The organism is Micromonospora sp. NPDC049359 (genome assembly GCF_044466585.1).
In the GTDB taxonomy this organism is placed as follows: domain Bacteria; phylum Actinomycetota; class Actinomycetes; order Mycobacteriales; family Micromonosporaceae; genus Micromonospora.
Genome location: NZ_JBITMW010000008.1, coordinates 293,346 through 307,320 on the forward strand (window position 1 = coordinate 293,346; position 13,975 = coordinate 307,320).

Annotated in this window: 10 protein-coding genes and 2 pseudogenes; 5 read left to right on the top strand and 7 right to left on the bottom strand. The window is 72.5% G+C overall.

What is annotated here, in order from left to right; translation table 11 throughout:
- Position 1: 1 nt before the first annotated feature.
- The 5 genes and pseudogenes from ACIBTX_RS20355 to ACIBTX_RS20375 all read right to left on the bottom strand — a co-directional run.
- Positions 2-628 carry an ATP/GTP-binding protein gene (locus ACIBTX_RS20355; RefSeq protein ID WP_357126437.1) on the bottom strand — a complete coding sequence of 209 codons (627 nt, stop codon included), beginning with the start codon at positions 626-628 and terminating at the stop codon, positions 2-4.
- A complete protein-coding gene (locus tag ACIBTX_RS20360; protein ID WP_282305307.1) occupies positions 609-974 on the bottom strand; it encodes a DUF742 domain-containing protein in 366 nt (121 codons plus the stop codon). Before ACIBTX_RS20360 ends, ACIBTX_RS20355 begins: the two co-directional genes overlap by 20 nt.
- Before the next feature lie 89 nt (positions 975-1,063).
- Complete coding sequence (locus ACIBTX_RS20365) at positions 1,064-1,471, bottom strand: roadblock/LC7 domain-containing protein (protein ID WP_007465177.1); 408 nt, start codon at positions 1,469-1,471, stop codon at positions 1,064-1,066.
- Positions 1,468-1,860: pseudogene (locus ACIBTX_RS20370) on the bottom strand (ATPase); the annotation flags it as partial. The pseudogene ACIBTX_RS20370 and the gene ACIBTX_RS20365, both read right to left, overlap by 4 nt.
- Positions 1,861-2,024: 164 nt before the next feature.
- Positions 2,025-4,665 (bottom strand): annotated as a pseudogene (locus ACIBTX_RS20375) (nitrate- and nitrite sensing domain-containing protein); the annotation flags it as partial.
- Between the two features lie 446 nt (positions 4,666-5,111).
- Here ACIBTX_RS20375 and ACIBTX_RS20380 point away from each other — a divergent pair.
- Entirely contained in the window at positions 5,112-6,293 is a 1,182-nt protein-coding gene (locus ACIBTX_RS20380; protein ID WP_357126444.1) for an ABC transporter substrate-binding protein, read from the top strand.
- A 135-nt stretch (positions 6,294-6,428) separates the two neighbouring features.
- Here the strand turns inward: ACIBTX_RS20380 and ACIBTX_RS20385 are convergent, their stop codons facing one another.
- Positions 6,429-7,289, bottom strand: a complete 861-nt coding sequence (locus tag ACIBTX_RS20385) for an ABC transporter permease (protein WP_396832839.1) — start codon at positions 7,287-7,289, stop codon at positions 6,429-6,431.
- A 129-nt stretch (positions 7,290-7,418) separates the two neighbouring features.
- Positions 7,419-8,450 (bottom strand): ABC transporter substrate-binding protein, encoded by a 1,032-nt coding sequence (locus ACIBTX_RS20390; RefSeq protein ID WP_355050735.1) that lies wholly within the window; start codon positions 8,448-8,450, stop codon positions 7,419-7,421.
- 269 nt (positions 8,451-8,719) lie between these two features.
- On the opposite strand from ACIBTX_RS20390, the gene ACIBTX_RS20395 reads away from it, so the two are divergent.
- The 4 genes from ACIBTX_RS20395 (at position 8,720) to ACIBTX_RS20410 (ending at position 13,900) form a co-directional block, all read left to right on the top strand.
- Positions 8,720-9,505 (top strand): ABC transporter ATP-binding protein, encoded by a 786-nt coding sequence (locus tag ACIBTX_RS20395; protein ID WP_357126451.1) that lies wholly within the window; start codon positions 8,720-8,722, stop codon positions 9,503-9,505.
- A gap of 2 nt (positions 9,506-9,507) precedes the next feature.
- On the top strand, positions 9,508-10,458 hold the full coding sequence (locus ACIBTX_RS20400) for an LLM class F420-dependent oxidoreductase (RefSeq protein ID WP_357126598.1): 951 nt from the start codon (positions 9,508-9,510) through the stop codon (positions 10,456-10,458).
- Positions 10,455-10,763: a cupin gene (locus ACIBTX_RS20405; RefSeq protein ID WP_355050737.1), complete on the top strand. Its 309-nt coding sequence runs from the start codon at positions 10,455-10,457 to the stop codon at positions 10,761-10,763. Before ACIBTX_RS20400 ends, ACIBTX_RS20405 begins: the two co-directional genes overlap by 4 nt.
- 77 nt (positions 10,764-10,840) lie before the next feature.
- Positions 10,841-13,900: a hypothetical protein gene (locus ACIBTX_RS20410; protein ID WP_396832840.1), complete on the top strand. Its 3,060-nt coding sequence runs from the start codon at positions 10,841-10,843 to the stop codon at positions 13,898-13,900.
- Positions 13,901-13,975 lie beyond the last annotated feature (75 nt).

A 13,975-nucleotide genomic window follows, 5' to 3' on the forward strand; every position in this document is an offset into this window, starting at 1 on the left:
TTCAGCCGACCGGCGTGGGGAAGCCCCGGCCGTGCTCCGCCTGGAGGCGGAGCATGGCGTGCTCGACCACCGTCACCAGCACCTGCTTGACCGAGTCCCGCTGCCGGGCGTCGGTCATGACCAGCGGCACCTGCGGCGAGATGGCCAGCGCCTCGCGGATCTCCTCCAGCTCATACTGGGGAGCGCCGTCGAAGTTGTTCAGCGCCACCACGTACGGCAGGTTCCGGTTCTCGAAGTAGTCCAGCGGGGCGAACGCGTCCGTGATCCGACGGGTGTCCACCAGGACGGCGGCACCCACCGCCCCTCGGATGATCTCATCCCACATGAACCAGAAGCGGGTCTGACCCGGCGTACCGAACAGGTACAGGATCAGGTCCTGGGCCATGGTGATACGACCGAAGTCCATGGCGACCGTGGTGGTCTCCTTGCCGGGCACCTTGGACGGGTCGTCGATGCCGACACCGGCCGCGGTCATCACCGCCTCGGTCGTCAACGGCGTGATCTCGGAGATCGCGCCGACCAGGGTCGTCTTACCGACGCCGAAACCGCCCGCGACGACGATCTTCGCGGAGACGATTCCCCGGCTCGGCTGCCGCCCCCCAGCGGGGTCATAGCCTGCGAAGTCCACTTAGCACCCTTCCAAGCAGTTCCATCCGCTCCTCGAACCCCTCGGCGGGAGCAGCAGTGTGTAACGTCAGCAGGCTCTCGGCCACCATGTCGGCGACCAGCACCCGGGCGACGCCCAGCGGCATCCGGGTGTACGCGGCGATCTCCGCCAGCGACTGTGCACGGCCCTCGCAGACCGTGGCGATTCGGTGCTTGTCGTGCCCCGCGAAACGGGACTCGGCAACCTGGGTGGGAGAGGAGGTGAGGACCGCCTCGAGGGCGATGTCCTGCCGGGGCTCGGTACGACCACGGGTGACCGCGTACGGACGCACCAACGCGCCACGCGGGTCAACGCGTCGTTGGTCCATCCCCGATCACCTCCTCGTCTCCCGCGGAGCCGGTAGAGACCGCCTCCCCTCCCTGCTCCGGCGCGCGGTCCGCGCGCCGGACTGTGGCGCTACGAACGCACCGCGTCCCGGGGCAGCGGCACCAGCGCCGCGCCCACCCGTTCCACCAGCAGCGCCATCTCGTAGCCCACCTGGCCCACGTCACAGCTCCGCGCGGCCAGCACGGCCATCGACGAACCGTCGCTGATCGACATGAGGAACAGGTAACCGCTGTCCATCTCGATGACGGTCTGCAACACACCGCCCGCGCTGAACATCCGGGCCGCACCCTCGGTCAGGCTCACCACGCCGGAGGTGATCGCGGCGAGCTGGTCGGCCCGGTCCCCCGGCAGGTCCCGGGAGGACGCGAGCAGCAGCCCGTCGGCGGACACCGCCACCACGTGGGCGATACCGGCCACGCTGTCGGCGAAGTTGGTGAGCAGCCAACCCATGTCCTGCATGGCAGCTGGCCTGTTCATCGGCTCTCCTTGGTCGAGGTGCTGTTCAGGTCCGTACCAGCCGACCTACCGCGCTGCACGCCACGGTGGTAGGCCGACAACAGGCCGCGTACTTCGTCGGGGGTCCGCCGGCTGCGGTCCCGGCCACCCTTCGGTTCGATACCGCCCGGCACGAGCTGCGCCTGCGGCACCCGCTTCGGCAGACCCGAGCGGGTGGTGCCGGCGGGGGCCGGCTCGGCGGCCCGGCTGGCCAGCGTCCACCCCTCGTCGGCCGCCGTGCGCCAAGCGTCCGGGTCCGGGGCCGGCGGCGCGGCGGCCGGCGCGGGAGCCGCGACGGGGGCCGCCGGAGCGGCCGGCGCCGGGGCGTAGGACGGTGGTGGCGTCGGCGTCGAGGCGGTACGACCGCCGGCCTTCGCGGTGCCGAATCCGTCCATGCTTCCCATGCTCTGCGCTCCGGTGCCCTCGGAACTGCCCGGGGTCCGGGTGGGCAGCGGCGGTCGGGCCGGCGCTTTCGCGGCGCTCGACGGGCCACCGTTGGTGACCCGCGTGCCGGCGTCGGCCGGCGGGGGCGGCGTGTCGAACTGCGGCCGGGTGAAGATCGCGGTGGCGTCGTCGCCGTGCGACCGGAACCAGACCGCCTCCATCTCCCGGAAGATCGGCGCTTCGGCGGGGAACTCCGGCCGGTTGCTGACCGGCGCGGCCGGCGTCGGCGGCGCGACCGGCGCGGCGGGCTGCACGGGCGGGAGCGACGGCGTGGCGGGCTGCACGGGCGGGAGCGGCGGCGCGGGCGGCGCCGGCGGGGCGACCGCGCCCGGCCCGGCGACCGGACCGACCGGCAGCACCGACGCGCTCCGGGCGTCCGTGGTGTCGGCCGCCGCGCCCCGCCGGGGCAGCGCGTCGATGGTCGGGTACGCCACGGTGGGGCTACCCGCCGAAGTGCCGTTGCCGTTGCCGTACGACGGTCGCGCGGGCGGTGCCGGCGCGGCCGGCGCGGCGGCGGGCGGCACCGTCGGACGCGCACCGGTGTATCCGCCGGCCTGCACGGCCGGGGTGGTGTCCCGCGTGTCGAGTGGGGACTGCCACTGCGCGGGCGCCGGGGCGTTGCTCCGCCACTGGTCCGGCAGCGTGGCCGCCGTGGTGGTCGCGCCGGCGTACGACTCGGCGTGGCCGACCGGGGTGAGCGGCGTCTGCTCGACGGCCATCGGCTGACGGGGGCGGGTGAGCGCCTGCTCGCGTCCCCGGCTGCTGGGCAGGATCACGGTGGCGGCGGGCAGCGTCACCTGGGCGACCGTGCCGCCCTCGACGTTGCGGCGCAGCTCCACCCGGATGCCGTAGCGGGACGCGAGCCGGCTCACCACGGCCAGACCCATCAGCCGGAACGCGGCGACGTCCACGCTCGGCGGGGCGGCCAGCCGACGGTTGAGCGAGTCGAGCTGCTCGTCGGTGAGGCCGAGCCCGCGATCCTCGATCTGGATCAGCACGTAGTCGCGGATGCGGCGACCGTCGGCGACGACCGTCGTGTTCGGTGGCGAGAACCGGGTGGCGTTGTCGAGCAGTTCGGCGACGAGGCGTACGACGTCGTTGACCGCGTGCGCGGCCACCGAGATGTCGGTGTCGACGGTGCCGAACTCGATGCGGTTGTACAGCTCGACCTCGGACTGGGCGGCGCGCAGCACGTCGACGACGAGCGCGTCGTCGCGGCGCGGTACGGCCGAGTCCGCGCCGGCCAGGACCAGCAGGTTCTCGTCGTTGCGGCGCATTCGGGTGGCCAGGTGGTCCAACTCGAAGAGCTGGGCCAGCCGCTTCGGGTCCTCCTCGCCGCGCTCGATCGCGTCCAGCTCGCCGATCATCCGGTCGACCAGGGTCTGACTACGGCGGGCCAGGTTGAGGAACATCGCCGAGACGCTGGTACGCAGCGCGGCCTGTTCGGCCGCAACCCGGACCGCCTCCCGGTGGACGACGTTGAAGGCCGACGCCACCTGGCCGACCTCGTCGCGGCTGTTGAGCTGGATCGGATCCCGGACCTGCCGGACGATCTCGTCCACACCGCCGTCGCCGACGCTGCCCATGTTCTGCAGTCGCTGCACGGCGTCCGGCAGGTCGTGGTTGGCCACCGAGAGCGCGCCCTCGCGCAGGCGGCGCAGCGAGTGGTTCAGCGACCGGGCCAGCACCACGGCCAGCGACACGGCGATGATCAGGGTGAGCAGCACCAGGATCGACTCGACCACGGCCTGCCGGATGACGTCCGAGCGTGCCTCGTCGGCCTGGTCGAGCAGCCGGTCCTGCAGTTGGATCTCGGCCCAACGCATCAGGTCGTTCACCGCGCCGATGGCCGCGGTGGCGTCCTGCGCGCTCACCAGAGCGCGCTGCCCGACGGAGCGAGTGATGTCGGTGGCGACCCGGTCGGAGAGGCCGACGGCGTCACCGGAGACGGTGCTGTCGACCAGGGCCCGCTGCACGGGGTCGGCGGCGAGCGAGAAGGCGACGAGCGCCTCCTGCTGGCTGGTCAGCGTGGCCACGAAGGAGGAGAACTGCTCCGGGTCGAGCTGGCCGGCGGTCAGCGCGGTGAAGGCGACCGCCTCCTCCTCGGCGACGGACGCCTTGGCGCGGGCGAAGGCGGCGACGGCGCGGCGACTGTCCGCCAGGCTCTCGTCGCCGGGTAGCTGGGCCAGCCCGTCGCCGTAGCTGATCAGGTCGGTGAGGATGACGCCGTAGCGCAGGACCGCCTCGGCGACCGCCATCTGCCGGCGGTCCAGCACCTCCTGGCGGGTGCCGTCCAGGGTGGCCAGGTGGTCGTCGATCGCCGCCAGCCGGTCCCGCACCGCCGTCGGCACCTCGCCGATCCGGTCACGCTCGGCGCGGTACTCGTCCACCCGCTGCTGCGTCTGGCGTACCCGCAGGTTGTACGCGTCGGCCGGCTGCTGCGGAGTGGCCAGGTAGGCCGCCGCCGCCATCCGCTCGGCCTGCAGATCCTGGGTCAGCGCGCTGACGTCGATGGCGAGCGCGGTGAGCGACCGGGCCCGGGTGGCGTCGTAGGCGCCCTCGCCGATCGAGATGAGTCGGACGGTGGCGAGCGCGATCACCGCGGCCACCGGAACGACCAGGATCAGCGCCAGTTTGGACCGGATCCGGGCGTCCCGCAGCCTCGGCATGCGCCGGCGCGTACGCCCGGTATCGCCGCCGATCGCGGGCAGGGTCGTCGGTCCGGTGCTCACGACATCGCCTCCGTCGTTTCTTCCCCGCCTGACCCGCCGAGCCGTGCCGGGAGCGGAGGGGACCACGCGCGGCACGGCCGCGATTTCATCAGAGAAGATCGTGTTTGGGAAGCCGCAGTGAGGTAGGAAACGGTCGGACGGCGCGGAACCCTTGATCCGGTCAACTGATACCTTCATTTCCGCAAGCCCCTGATCAGGGCATGTAACTCCAGAGTGGTCACGCGTGTATGCAAAGTGAGGTTTTGCAAACATTGCGTTACCCCAGCATGTGGGATGACCGTCCCGAAAATGCAACCGGGGTCCGCGCTTGACCACAGCGCCGGCCATTGGCAAGGTTTTGCAGGCTTCGCGCACACACCGTACGGCAGAGGAGATCCCGTCCTCCACTGAGGACGGATTAGCGGCGGTGACCGGGCAGCGCCCGCGCCCGCACCTGGAGGACTGAGTTGAGCCCCATCCGCTCCGCGACCATCGCGGCGCTCGCATCGGCCCTCGTGGCCACCACGCTCACCGGCTGCCAGTTCGGCGAAGCGGAGCAGGACACGAGTCCGATCGTGATCGCCGCCGACCTCGAGCTCTCCGGTGCCGCGGCACCAATGGGCCGGGCATACCAGCGCGCGCTGGAACTCAAGAGAGACCAGTTGAACTCCTCCGGAGCACTGAACGGCCGGAAGATCGACCTTAGGATCAAGGACAACCGTTCCGACGCTGCCGAGTCACTGCGCAACATCGCGGACTTCAGCAGCGATTCCCGGGTCAGCGCGATCGTCATGGGCGGTTGTAGCGAATGCGCGGTCGGCGCGGTCGGCGTCATCAACGAGAAGCGGATTCCCACCATTGCGCTGGCCGCTTCCGGGGCGATCTCGAGCCCGGTCGCCGACCGGCGCTACGTGTTCAAGCTGGGCCCGAACGCGGCCGACAGCGCCTCGGCGCTCACCACCGAACTGCGTCGCAAGAACGTCCGCAAGGTCGCCCTGCTCGCCAGTAACGACGACTACGGCCGCGAGGGCGTCCTCGCGCTGCGCCGCGAACTGGGCAAGACCACCATCAAGGTGGCCGGCGAGGAATCGGTGAAGACCACCGACACCGAGGTCGGCCAGCAGATCGGCAAGCTCGTCAAGCTCAAGCCCGACGCGCTGGTCGTCTGGACCCCGCCGGAGCAGGCCGCGCTCGCCGCGACCAGCGCCCAGCAGGCCGCGTTCCGCGGGTCGCTCTTCTTCGACGCGGGAGCGGCCGGCGACCTCTTCCTCGGCGCGGCGGCCCGGGCCACCGAGAAGGCCACGATGGTCTTCACCCAGACCATGGTCATCGACGACGTGATCGCCACCACGCCGGCGAAGGCGGCCCGGCGGCAGTGGTTCCAGGACTACACGGCCCGCTTCGGCGGCTACAACGGCTCGTCCTCCTTCGCCGCCGACGCGATCCAGCTGATCGCCGACGCCGAACTGCGGGCCGGCGGCCCGGCGGGGAAGGTCGACCGGGACGGCATCCGGGACGTGTTGGAGACGTCCCAGATCGACGGCCTCTCCGGCCCGATCCGCATGACGCCCGACAACCACTCGGGGCTCATGCCGCAGGCGCTCACCACGCTCGTCGCGCGCAACGGGCGCTGGCGGCTCGCGGGGTAACCCGCCAAGATCCACGCAACTTCGGTGATACTGCTGCCTCCGCCACTCGGGAAGCAGCAGTATCACCGAAGTTGTGACTGTTAGACGACCGTGCCGGGCTGCCCAAGATCTACCCTGGCCTCCCGCCTCACCGGGTCAGCGGCTGCTGGTGGTCTCTCGTACCCAGGGCAGCGCGATCCGCTCGACGAGCACGAGCGCGGAGTAGAGCAGGATGCTGACCAGCGCCACCAGCATGATCGCCGCCCAGGCGGTGGCGGTGTCGCCGACGCCCGCGTACTGGGTGATCACGTAGCCCAGGCCCTTCTCCCCGGCCTGGAACTCGCCGATCACCGCGCCAATGGCCGCCAGCGGCATGGCCACCTTGAGCCCGACGAAGATCTGCGGCAGCGCCGCCGGGAACCGCACCTTGCGGAACGCCTGCCAACGGGAGGCGTTCCAGGACCGGACCAGCTCGGCCAGGTCGGCCGGCGTGGTGGTCAACCCCGTCGCGGTGGACAGCACGATGGGGAAGAAGCAGAGCAGGAACACCATGGTCAGGATCGGCTTCTGCCCCCAGCCCAGCGCCACCACCAGCAGCGGGCCCAGGGTGATCTTCGGCACGGCGTTCACCGCGACCAGCAGCGGCGTGAACATCCGCTCGACCGTGTGGGAGCTGGCCAGGGAGAGTCCGATCAGGACACCGGCGGCGGCCGACAGGACGAACCCGATCAGGATCTCCAGCAGGGTGGCCCAGGTGTGCTCCAGCATCTGGGCGGGCTTGTCGACGAACGCGCTGAGCACGTCCCCCGGCGGCGGCAGGGCGGCCGGGTGGACCAGCTCCAGCCGGGCGACCAGCCACCACACGGCCAGGGCGACCACGAGACCGGCCGCGGGCAGCAGCGCCGCCCCGGTCCCCGCGCGCAGGCCGGCGCCCCGACCCGCCCGACGCGCCTGGCGGCCGGCGCCCGAGGGTGCGGGCCCCGTCACCGCCGGCTCGGCTGAGCGGACGTCGGTCATCTTGTCCTCCTCGTTGTTCGCCGGCCCCGCAAGGGCCGACAGGATTCGCCGGCCCCGAGGGCCGACAAGCGACGGGGGTACGCCCCACCGGAGACCGGTGGAACGTACCCCCTGGTGACGACCGGACGATCAGGCCTTCGGCGCGAGGCTGAAGTCGATGATCTGCTCGGGGGTGATGTTCTGCTTGAGCGCGCCCGCGCCCTGCAGGATCGCGATGCTCTTCGCCACCCGGCCGCTGTCCAGCGTGCCGATCGCGGTGCCGGAGTTGCCGGAGCGCACGTACGCGGCCATCAGGTCCAGCTCGGCGGCGGCGGCCACCGGGTTGGCGGCGTCGACGTTCTTCTTCAGGATCTCGCCGGCCTCCTTGGAGTTCGCCAGGCTGTACTCGAGGCCCTTGAGCAGCGCTGCGGTGAACCGCTTCACCATCTCGGGCTTCTCCTTGGCGATCTTGCTGGAGGTGATCAGCACGTTGCCGTAGAGGTCCTGCATCACGTTGCTGTACGGCAGCATGACGGCCTTCTTCTTGGACACCGCCTCGATCGTCGGCTGACCGACGACGAACTGGCCGATGCCGTCCACCGAGCCGGAGGCCAGCGTGCCGATCAGCGCCTGCGCCTCACCGTTGACCCAGGTCACCTTGCTGGCGTCCACACCGGCGAGCCGGGCGTACGTCGGGAACAGGTTGCGCACCACGGAGCCGGGGGTGTCGGCGAGCTTCTTGCCCTCCAGGTCCTTGGGCGAGTTGATGTTCTTGCCCTCGACGGTGGCGATGCCCGCCATCGTGCGCTGCTGGATCGCGGCCACGGCGGTGAAGTCCTTCGCCTGACCGTTGCCGAGCTGGAGCAGACCACCGGTGAGGTCGATCGGCCCGAAGTCCGCCTGACCGCCGACGACCGTCTGGATCACGCCGCCGGTGCCCTGGCCGGCCTTGATCTCGACGTCGAAGCCGGCCTCCTTGAAGAAGCCCTTGTCCTTCGCCACCCAGGCGTAGGAGTCACGGCCGAAGTTGCCGAAGGAGGTGAGGTAGGTCACCTTCTCCAGTGCTCCGTCTTTGCCACCCTTGGCGTCGTCGGACGAGTCCGACCCGCTGCTGCAGGCGGAGACGAGGGCGAGGGCAGTGGCCAGCGCGGCCGTAGCGACCGTACGGGTCAGCCTTCTCATCAGTAGCACCATGTCCTTTCCGACCGGGGCCGCAGGCCACCGGAGGGGGTTGTCGCGGCGGTACCGGCGGGAGGGGCAAGCCGGGCACCGCCATCGTGAGGGGACTCTTCGCGGGCACAGCGTACGAGAAACCCACAGTTGCGACGCCAGGCGTACCGGGTTGCGGATCGGAAACAACCTGACGACGACCCCGGACGGTGCGACATGTCAACAGGGCGGCTAGCCTTTGTCGGATTCCTGACCGTCCACTCAGCGGAGGTCCGCCGCAGATGATCCGACTGTCCGGGGTGTCGCGTACCTTCGAAGGCCGGTCCGGCCAGGTCGAAGCCCTACGCGGCATCGACCTCGACGTCGCCGAGGGCGAGTTCGTCGCCGTCCTCGGGCGCTCGGGCTGCGGCAAGTCCACCCTGCTGCGGCTGATCGCCGGGCTGCTCCCGCTGACCTCCGGCGAGATCACTGTGGCCGGTACGCCGATCACGCGACCCCGCCGCGACATCGCCATGCTGTTCCAGAAGCCGGCGCTGCTGCCCTGGCGCAGCGTGCTGGACAACGTCCTGCTGCCGGTGGAGATCTTCGGCTGGAGTCGCGCCAAGCACCGCGAGCGGGCCCGGCAACTGCTCGACGTGGCCGGCCTGGCCGGGTTCGAGAAGCGGCTGCCGCACGAACTCTCCGGCGGCATGCAGCAGCGGGTGTCGCTGTGCCGGTCGCTGATCGGCGAACCCCGGGTGATGCTGATGGACGAGCCGTTCTCCGCGCTCGACGCGCTCACCCGCGAGGAGCTGTCCGGCGAACTCCAGCGCGTGCACATGGAGAACAAGCCCACCATCGTCTTCGTCACCCACTCGATCGACGAGGCGGTGCTGCTCGCCGACCGGGTGATCGTGCTGAGCCCCCGGCCCGGCCGGATCCGCAAGGTGGTCGAGGTGGCCATTCCCCGTCCACGCACCCTGGGCCGCAACGCCCACCTCGCCGACGTCGCCCGGGTCAGCGCCGACCTGCACGAACTGTTGATGGAACGCGACCAGCCGGCCACGGCCGGCGCGGAGGGACGATGACCATGCGGGTGTCGGTGTTCACCGAGCCGCACCGGGGTGCCGACTACGACACCCAGCTCCGGTTCGCCCGACTGGCCGAGGCCGGTGGCTTCGAGGGATTCCTGCGGGCCGACCACTACCAGTCGATGGGCGACGACCCGGGCCTGCCCGGCCCGACGGACGCCTGGCTGACCCTCGCCGCGCTGGCCCGGGAGACCGAACGGATCCGGCTCGGCACCCTGGTGACGTCGGCCACCTTCCGCCTGCCCGGCCCCCTCGCCGTGCTGGTCGCGCAGGTCGACCAGATGAGCGGCGGCCGGGTCGACCTCGGCATCGGCGCCGGCTGGTACCAGCGCGAGCACACGTCGTACGGCATCCCGTTCCCGGCCGTCGGCGAACGCTTCGACCGGCTGGCCGAGCAGCTTGAGGTGATCACCGGGCTGTGGTCCACCCCGGTGGGCGAGACGTACAGCTTCACCGGTGACCACTACCGGCTGGTGGACGCGCCCGCGCTGCCCAAGCCGGCGCAGGTGCCCGGTCCGCCGATCATCGTGGGCGGCCGCGGTCCCAAGCGGACCCCCGAGCTGGCCGCCCGGTACGCCGACGAGTTCAACATGCCGTTCAAGTCCGTGGCCGAGACCGCCGGGGCGTACGACCGCGTTCGGGAGGCGTGCGACCGTACCGGTCGGGCCGAGACCGGGCGAGCGCCGCTGGTGCTCTCCGCCGGCATCGTGGTGGCCATCGGGCGTACCGACGCGGAGGCCGCCCGACGGGCCGCGCCCCTGCACGAGAAGAGCGCGCTGCCGCCGGAGGACCCGGTGGTCGGCTCGCCGGCAGAGCTGGTGCAGCGGATCGGCGAGTTCGCCGAGATCGGCGCGAGCCGGGTGCACCTGCGCCTCACCGATCTCGACGACCTCGACCACCTCGAGCTGATCGCCGCCGAGGTGCTTCCCCAACTGGACGGTGGACGATGACCGACGTGATCGACGGCACCGAACTCGGGCCCGTGGGCCAGGAGGTCGTGTACGAGAACGACCGGGTCCGGGTCTGGCACATCCGGCTCGAACCGGGTGAGCGTCAGCCCCTGCACCGGCACGACCACCCCTACCTGGTGGTGGCGATCCAGGGCGCGAAGAACGTCGTGCAGACGATCGACGGGACCCGGATCGACGCCGACGAGCCCACCGGCGGTGTCGTCTATCGCGACCCCGGCGCGGTACACATGCTCACCAATGTCGGGGACACGACATACCTGGCCCGACTGGTCGAACTCAAGTAGACCCGCCCGGCGTGCCCCGGCGCGCCGCGCGGCGCGCCGGTGGCGATCGGGTGTACCAGGTGCGTAACGTGCCCGACATGGCCTATCGGACCTGGGGCAGACTGCTGCTCACGGCGCTCGGGGTGAGTGTGCTGGCCGGAGCCGGCCAACTCGGCGTCGCGTACGGCTTCGGCATCGTCCGGCTCACCGGCGCCTTCACCGGCTCGACGGTAAACCAGTGGCCGGCCCAGCTCGTCTGGGTGGGCTGGTTCGCCGCGAACGCCGCCGTGGCCGGCGCCGTCCTGACCGGACGACTGGCCCGCCGGGACACCCCGCCGGCCAGCACCGGCCGGCACCTCGCCATCGCTGGCGCTGCCGCGCTCGGCGCCACCGCCGTCGCCCCGCTCTGTATGCAGCCCGCCCGAGCCGCCGAGTTGATCTCGGTGGACCCGGTCTGGGCGGTCGGCATCTGCGCCATCCTCGGCGCGGTCATCGGAGCGGGCGCGGCCATCGCCGTACTGCTCCGGCCGGTGCTGGGCTGGAACATGGCGGCCGTTGCCGGGACGATCTGGCTGCTGGCGCTGGTCTCCGTTCTGCCGTCGCTCGGCACGTCCGGCCCGCTGCCCACGGTCCGACTCGGCGTACTCGAACCGAACTGGCTCAACGACGCGGCCGCGCAGCGCCTGGCGCTGCTCGTGCTGCCCCTGGTGGCGTTGCTCGCGGGCGCGGCGACCGCCGGACTGGCCCGGTGGCGCGGCCAGATACCGCTGATCAGCGCGGCGACCGGGGTGGCGGGTCCGGTGCTGGTGGCGTTCGCCTACCTGACCGCCGGCCCCGGCGACGCCGTCGACCGCTACCAGACGACCCCCTACTACGGCGCGCTGATCGCCGTCCTCGCCGGCGCCCTCGGGGCTGCGGCGGCCGCCCTGCTGCGCTGGCCCGTCGGCGTCCGCGCCGCCGACTCCGAGGCGATCGCGCCCACCGACATCCTGCGTCCGCTGCCCACCGGCCCGACGCTGCCGGGCGGTGACCAGGCGACGCCGGCGGACCAGGCCGAGGACCACCCCGGGCCCGCCGGCCGACAGCTGGTCGAGACGGCTGCGGGTCCGCGTGCCGGTGACGACACCACCGGTGTACGCACCGTCCCCGCCCACTGGGACTGGCCGTCTGCCACGGTGAGCGGCCAGCACGGCCCGGTCCCCGCCGACGCGACGCGCGCGGGCGAGACCCCTCGACCCGCCGGCCCCCGCCAGCGGTCCGACGCCGCCGGGTCGGCAGCGGACGCCGCGACTCCGGACCCGTTCGCCACCGGCGCACGGCACGACCGCACACCGGCCCGCGCCTCCTGGCTGACCGACCCGACCGGCGAGTTCACCGCCGGGCGGCAGCCGTCGAGCCGCGACGAGGACGCGACCGGCGGTGCCGCCGACCCGGCCCGTACCGCTGCGACGTCCACCACGCCCGCATCGGCAGCCGTCAGCCCGACGCCCACCACGCCCGCATCGGCAGCCGTCAGCCCGACGCCCGACGCGGGCGGCGACGGCGCGACAGACAGCGCGACGACCGGCTGGGACAAGCCGGGCAGCGACCGCACGACGATCAGCGCCACGCAAGCGCCGCCCGACATGGAAGCCCCGGTCGGCACGGACGGCTCCGGTGACACGAGCACTCCGCTTGCGGGCGCCACCGTCACTCCGGTCGCCCGTAGGGCAGGCACGCGGGCCAGGGGCGGCGCGGGCACGCCGAGCGCGGGCGACACCGGCGAGCCGGTCGCGACCAATTCCGGCACCCCGAGCACGCAGGGCACGAATCCGCAGGTCGTGGCCGATGCCGGCACGCCGAGCACAGGCCCGCAGGTCGTGGACGTGGCTGGGCCGAGCACGGGTCCGCAGGTCGTGGAGGTCGCCGGCACCACGAGCACGGACAGCGCCGCCGACGCGGGCAGCGCCGCCGACGCGGGCAGCGCCGCCGACGCGGGCAGCGCCGCCGACGTGTCCGCGCCCAAGCCGCGTCGCTCACGCAAGCCGAAGTCCGTACCGGCCGCCACCTCGACGACCGCCACCTCGACGACCGCGGCCGAGGACGGCACGGCAGCGGCCACCGGGACGAACACCAACGCGACGGCAACCGCCGGAGCGGCGCCCACCGGTACGAGCACCGAAGCGACGACCGGCGGACGCGCCAAGCGGACGGCCCGCGCCGGCAAGGGCGCCGACGTGACAAGCGCCGACCAGCCGCTCGGCCAGGACGCGCCGCGCCCCTCCCCCGAGGGTGAAGGCGTCGAGCCCGGCGAAGCGGCACGGACCGCTGGAGCGGAACCCGACGCCCTGGCCGCCGAAGAGGGTGCGGTCCTGCCCGCCGACGGCTCCATCCCGGTCGCGGAGCCCGGGGCGGGCCGCCGCACCGGACCGGCGACGGCGGAGGGTGGCACCGGCGCTTCGCTGTTCGGCGAGCCGACTGCGGGCGACGCGGGGGCCGACCGGTGGACGCCGGCAGCGCCGGCCTGGTCGGCCACCCCGTCGTGGAACACGACGTCGACCGACCCGGAACCGGCGGATGCGCCCGTGAGCGCCGAGGAGTCGACCGACTGGACGCCCCGCTTCCGGCACCGGGCACCCCTGCCCGACCTGAGCCGGGTGCCCACCTGGGACGCCTTCGACACCACCCGCCGCACCAGAGCATCGGATCAGAGCACCGGTACGCCGGACCAGAACACCAGCGCGGCCGAGGCCGGCACCGCCGGACCTGCTGTCAGCACGCCGGTCCAGACCCCCGCCGGTACGACCGACCAGGCCAGGGCGATGGCCGCCCTGGCGAGGTCCATCGTGCCGCCGTCGATCACTCCGGTCGTACCGGAGCAGGGCGACGCGTCCACCACCGCCGGCAGGGCCGAGCCGGCGAACGACCCCGCGCGGACGTCCACGGACGACGGGCGGTCCTCCCGGCGAGGGCGGCTCGGCGGGCTGTTCCGGCGTAACCGGGTGCGGGCCGACGAGGAGAGCCGGCCCGCGCCCGATGCGGCGGAGCCGCTGCCCTCGCAGGACGAGGAGTTCGTCGACTGGGTCGCCGGCCTGAGCAAGCCGGTCACCGACAACGAGCCCGAGCAGGAGAGCGGCCGTCGCTCGCTGCGCTCCACCGGCCGCCACCACCGCGACTGAACCGACCGACCCCGGGTTCCGTGAATTCGGGCCTTCCTGCCGGCCAGGACGCCCCGACTTCCCGGAACTCGGGGT

Excerpts from the sequence above, each read along its gene's own strand:
- ACIBTX_RS20365 (WP_007465177.1), bottom strand. The coding sequence starts at position 1,471 with ATGAACAGGCCAGCTGCCATGCAGGACATGGGTTGGCTGCTCACCAAC.
- ACIBTX_RS20360 (WP_282305307.1), bottom strand. The coding sequence starts at position 974 with ATGGACCAACGACGCGTTGACCCGCGTGGCGCGTTGGTGCGTCCGTAC.
- ACIBTX_RS20405 (WP_355050737.1), top strand. The coding sequence starts at position 10,455 with ATGACCGACGTGATCGACGGCACCGAACTCGGGCCCGTGGGCCAGGAG.
- ACIBTX_RS20400 (WP_357126598.1), top strand. The coding sequence starts at position 9,508 with ATGCGGGTGTCGGTGTTCACCGAGCCGCACCGGGGTGCCGACTACGAC.
- ACIBTX_RS20395 (WP_357126451.1), top strand. The coding sequence starts at position 8,720 with ATGATCCGACTGTCCGGGGTGTCGCGTACCTTCGAAGGCCGGTCCGGC.
- ACIBTX_RS20410 (WP_396832840.1), top strand. The coding sequence starts at position 10,841 with ATGGCCTATCGGACCTGGGGCAGACTGCTGCTCACGGCGCTCGGGGTG.
- ACIBTX_RS20385 (WP_396832839.1), bottom strand. The coding sequence starts at position 7,289 with ATGACCGACGTCCGCTCAGCCGAGCCGGCGGTGACGGGGCCCGCACCC.
- ACIBTX_RS20390 (WP_355050735.1), bottom strand. The coding sequence starts at position 8,450 with ATGAGAAGGCTGACCCGTACGGTCGCTACGGCCGCGCTGGCCACTGCC.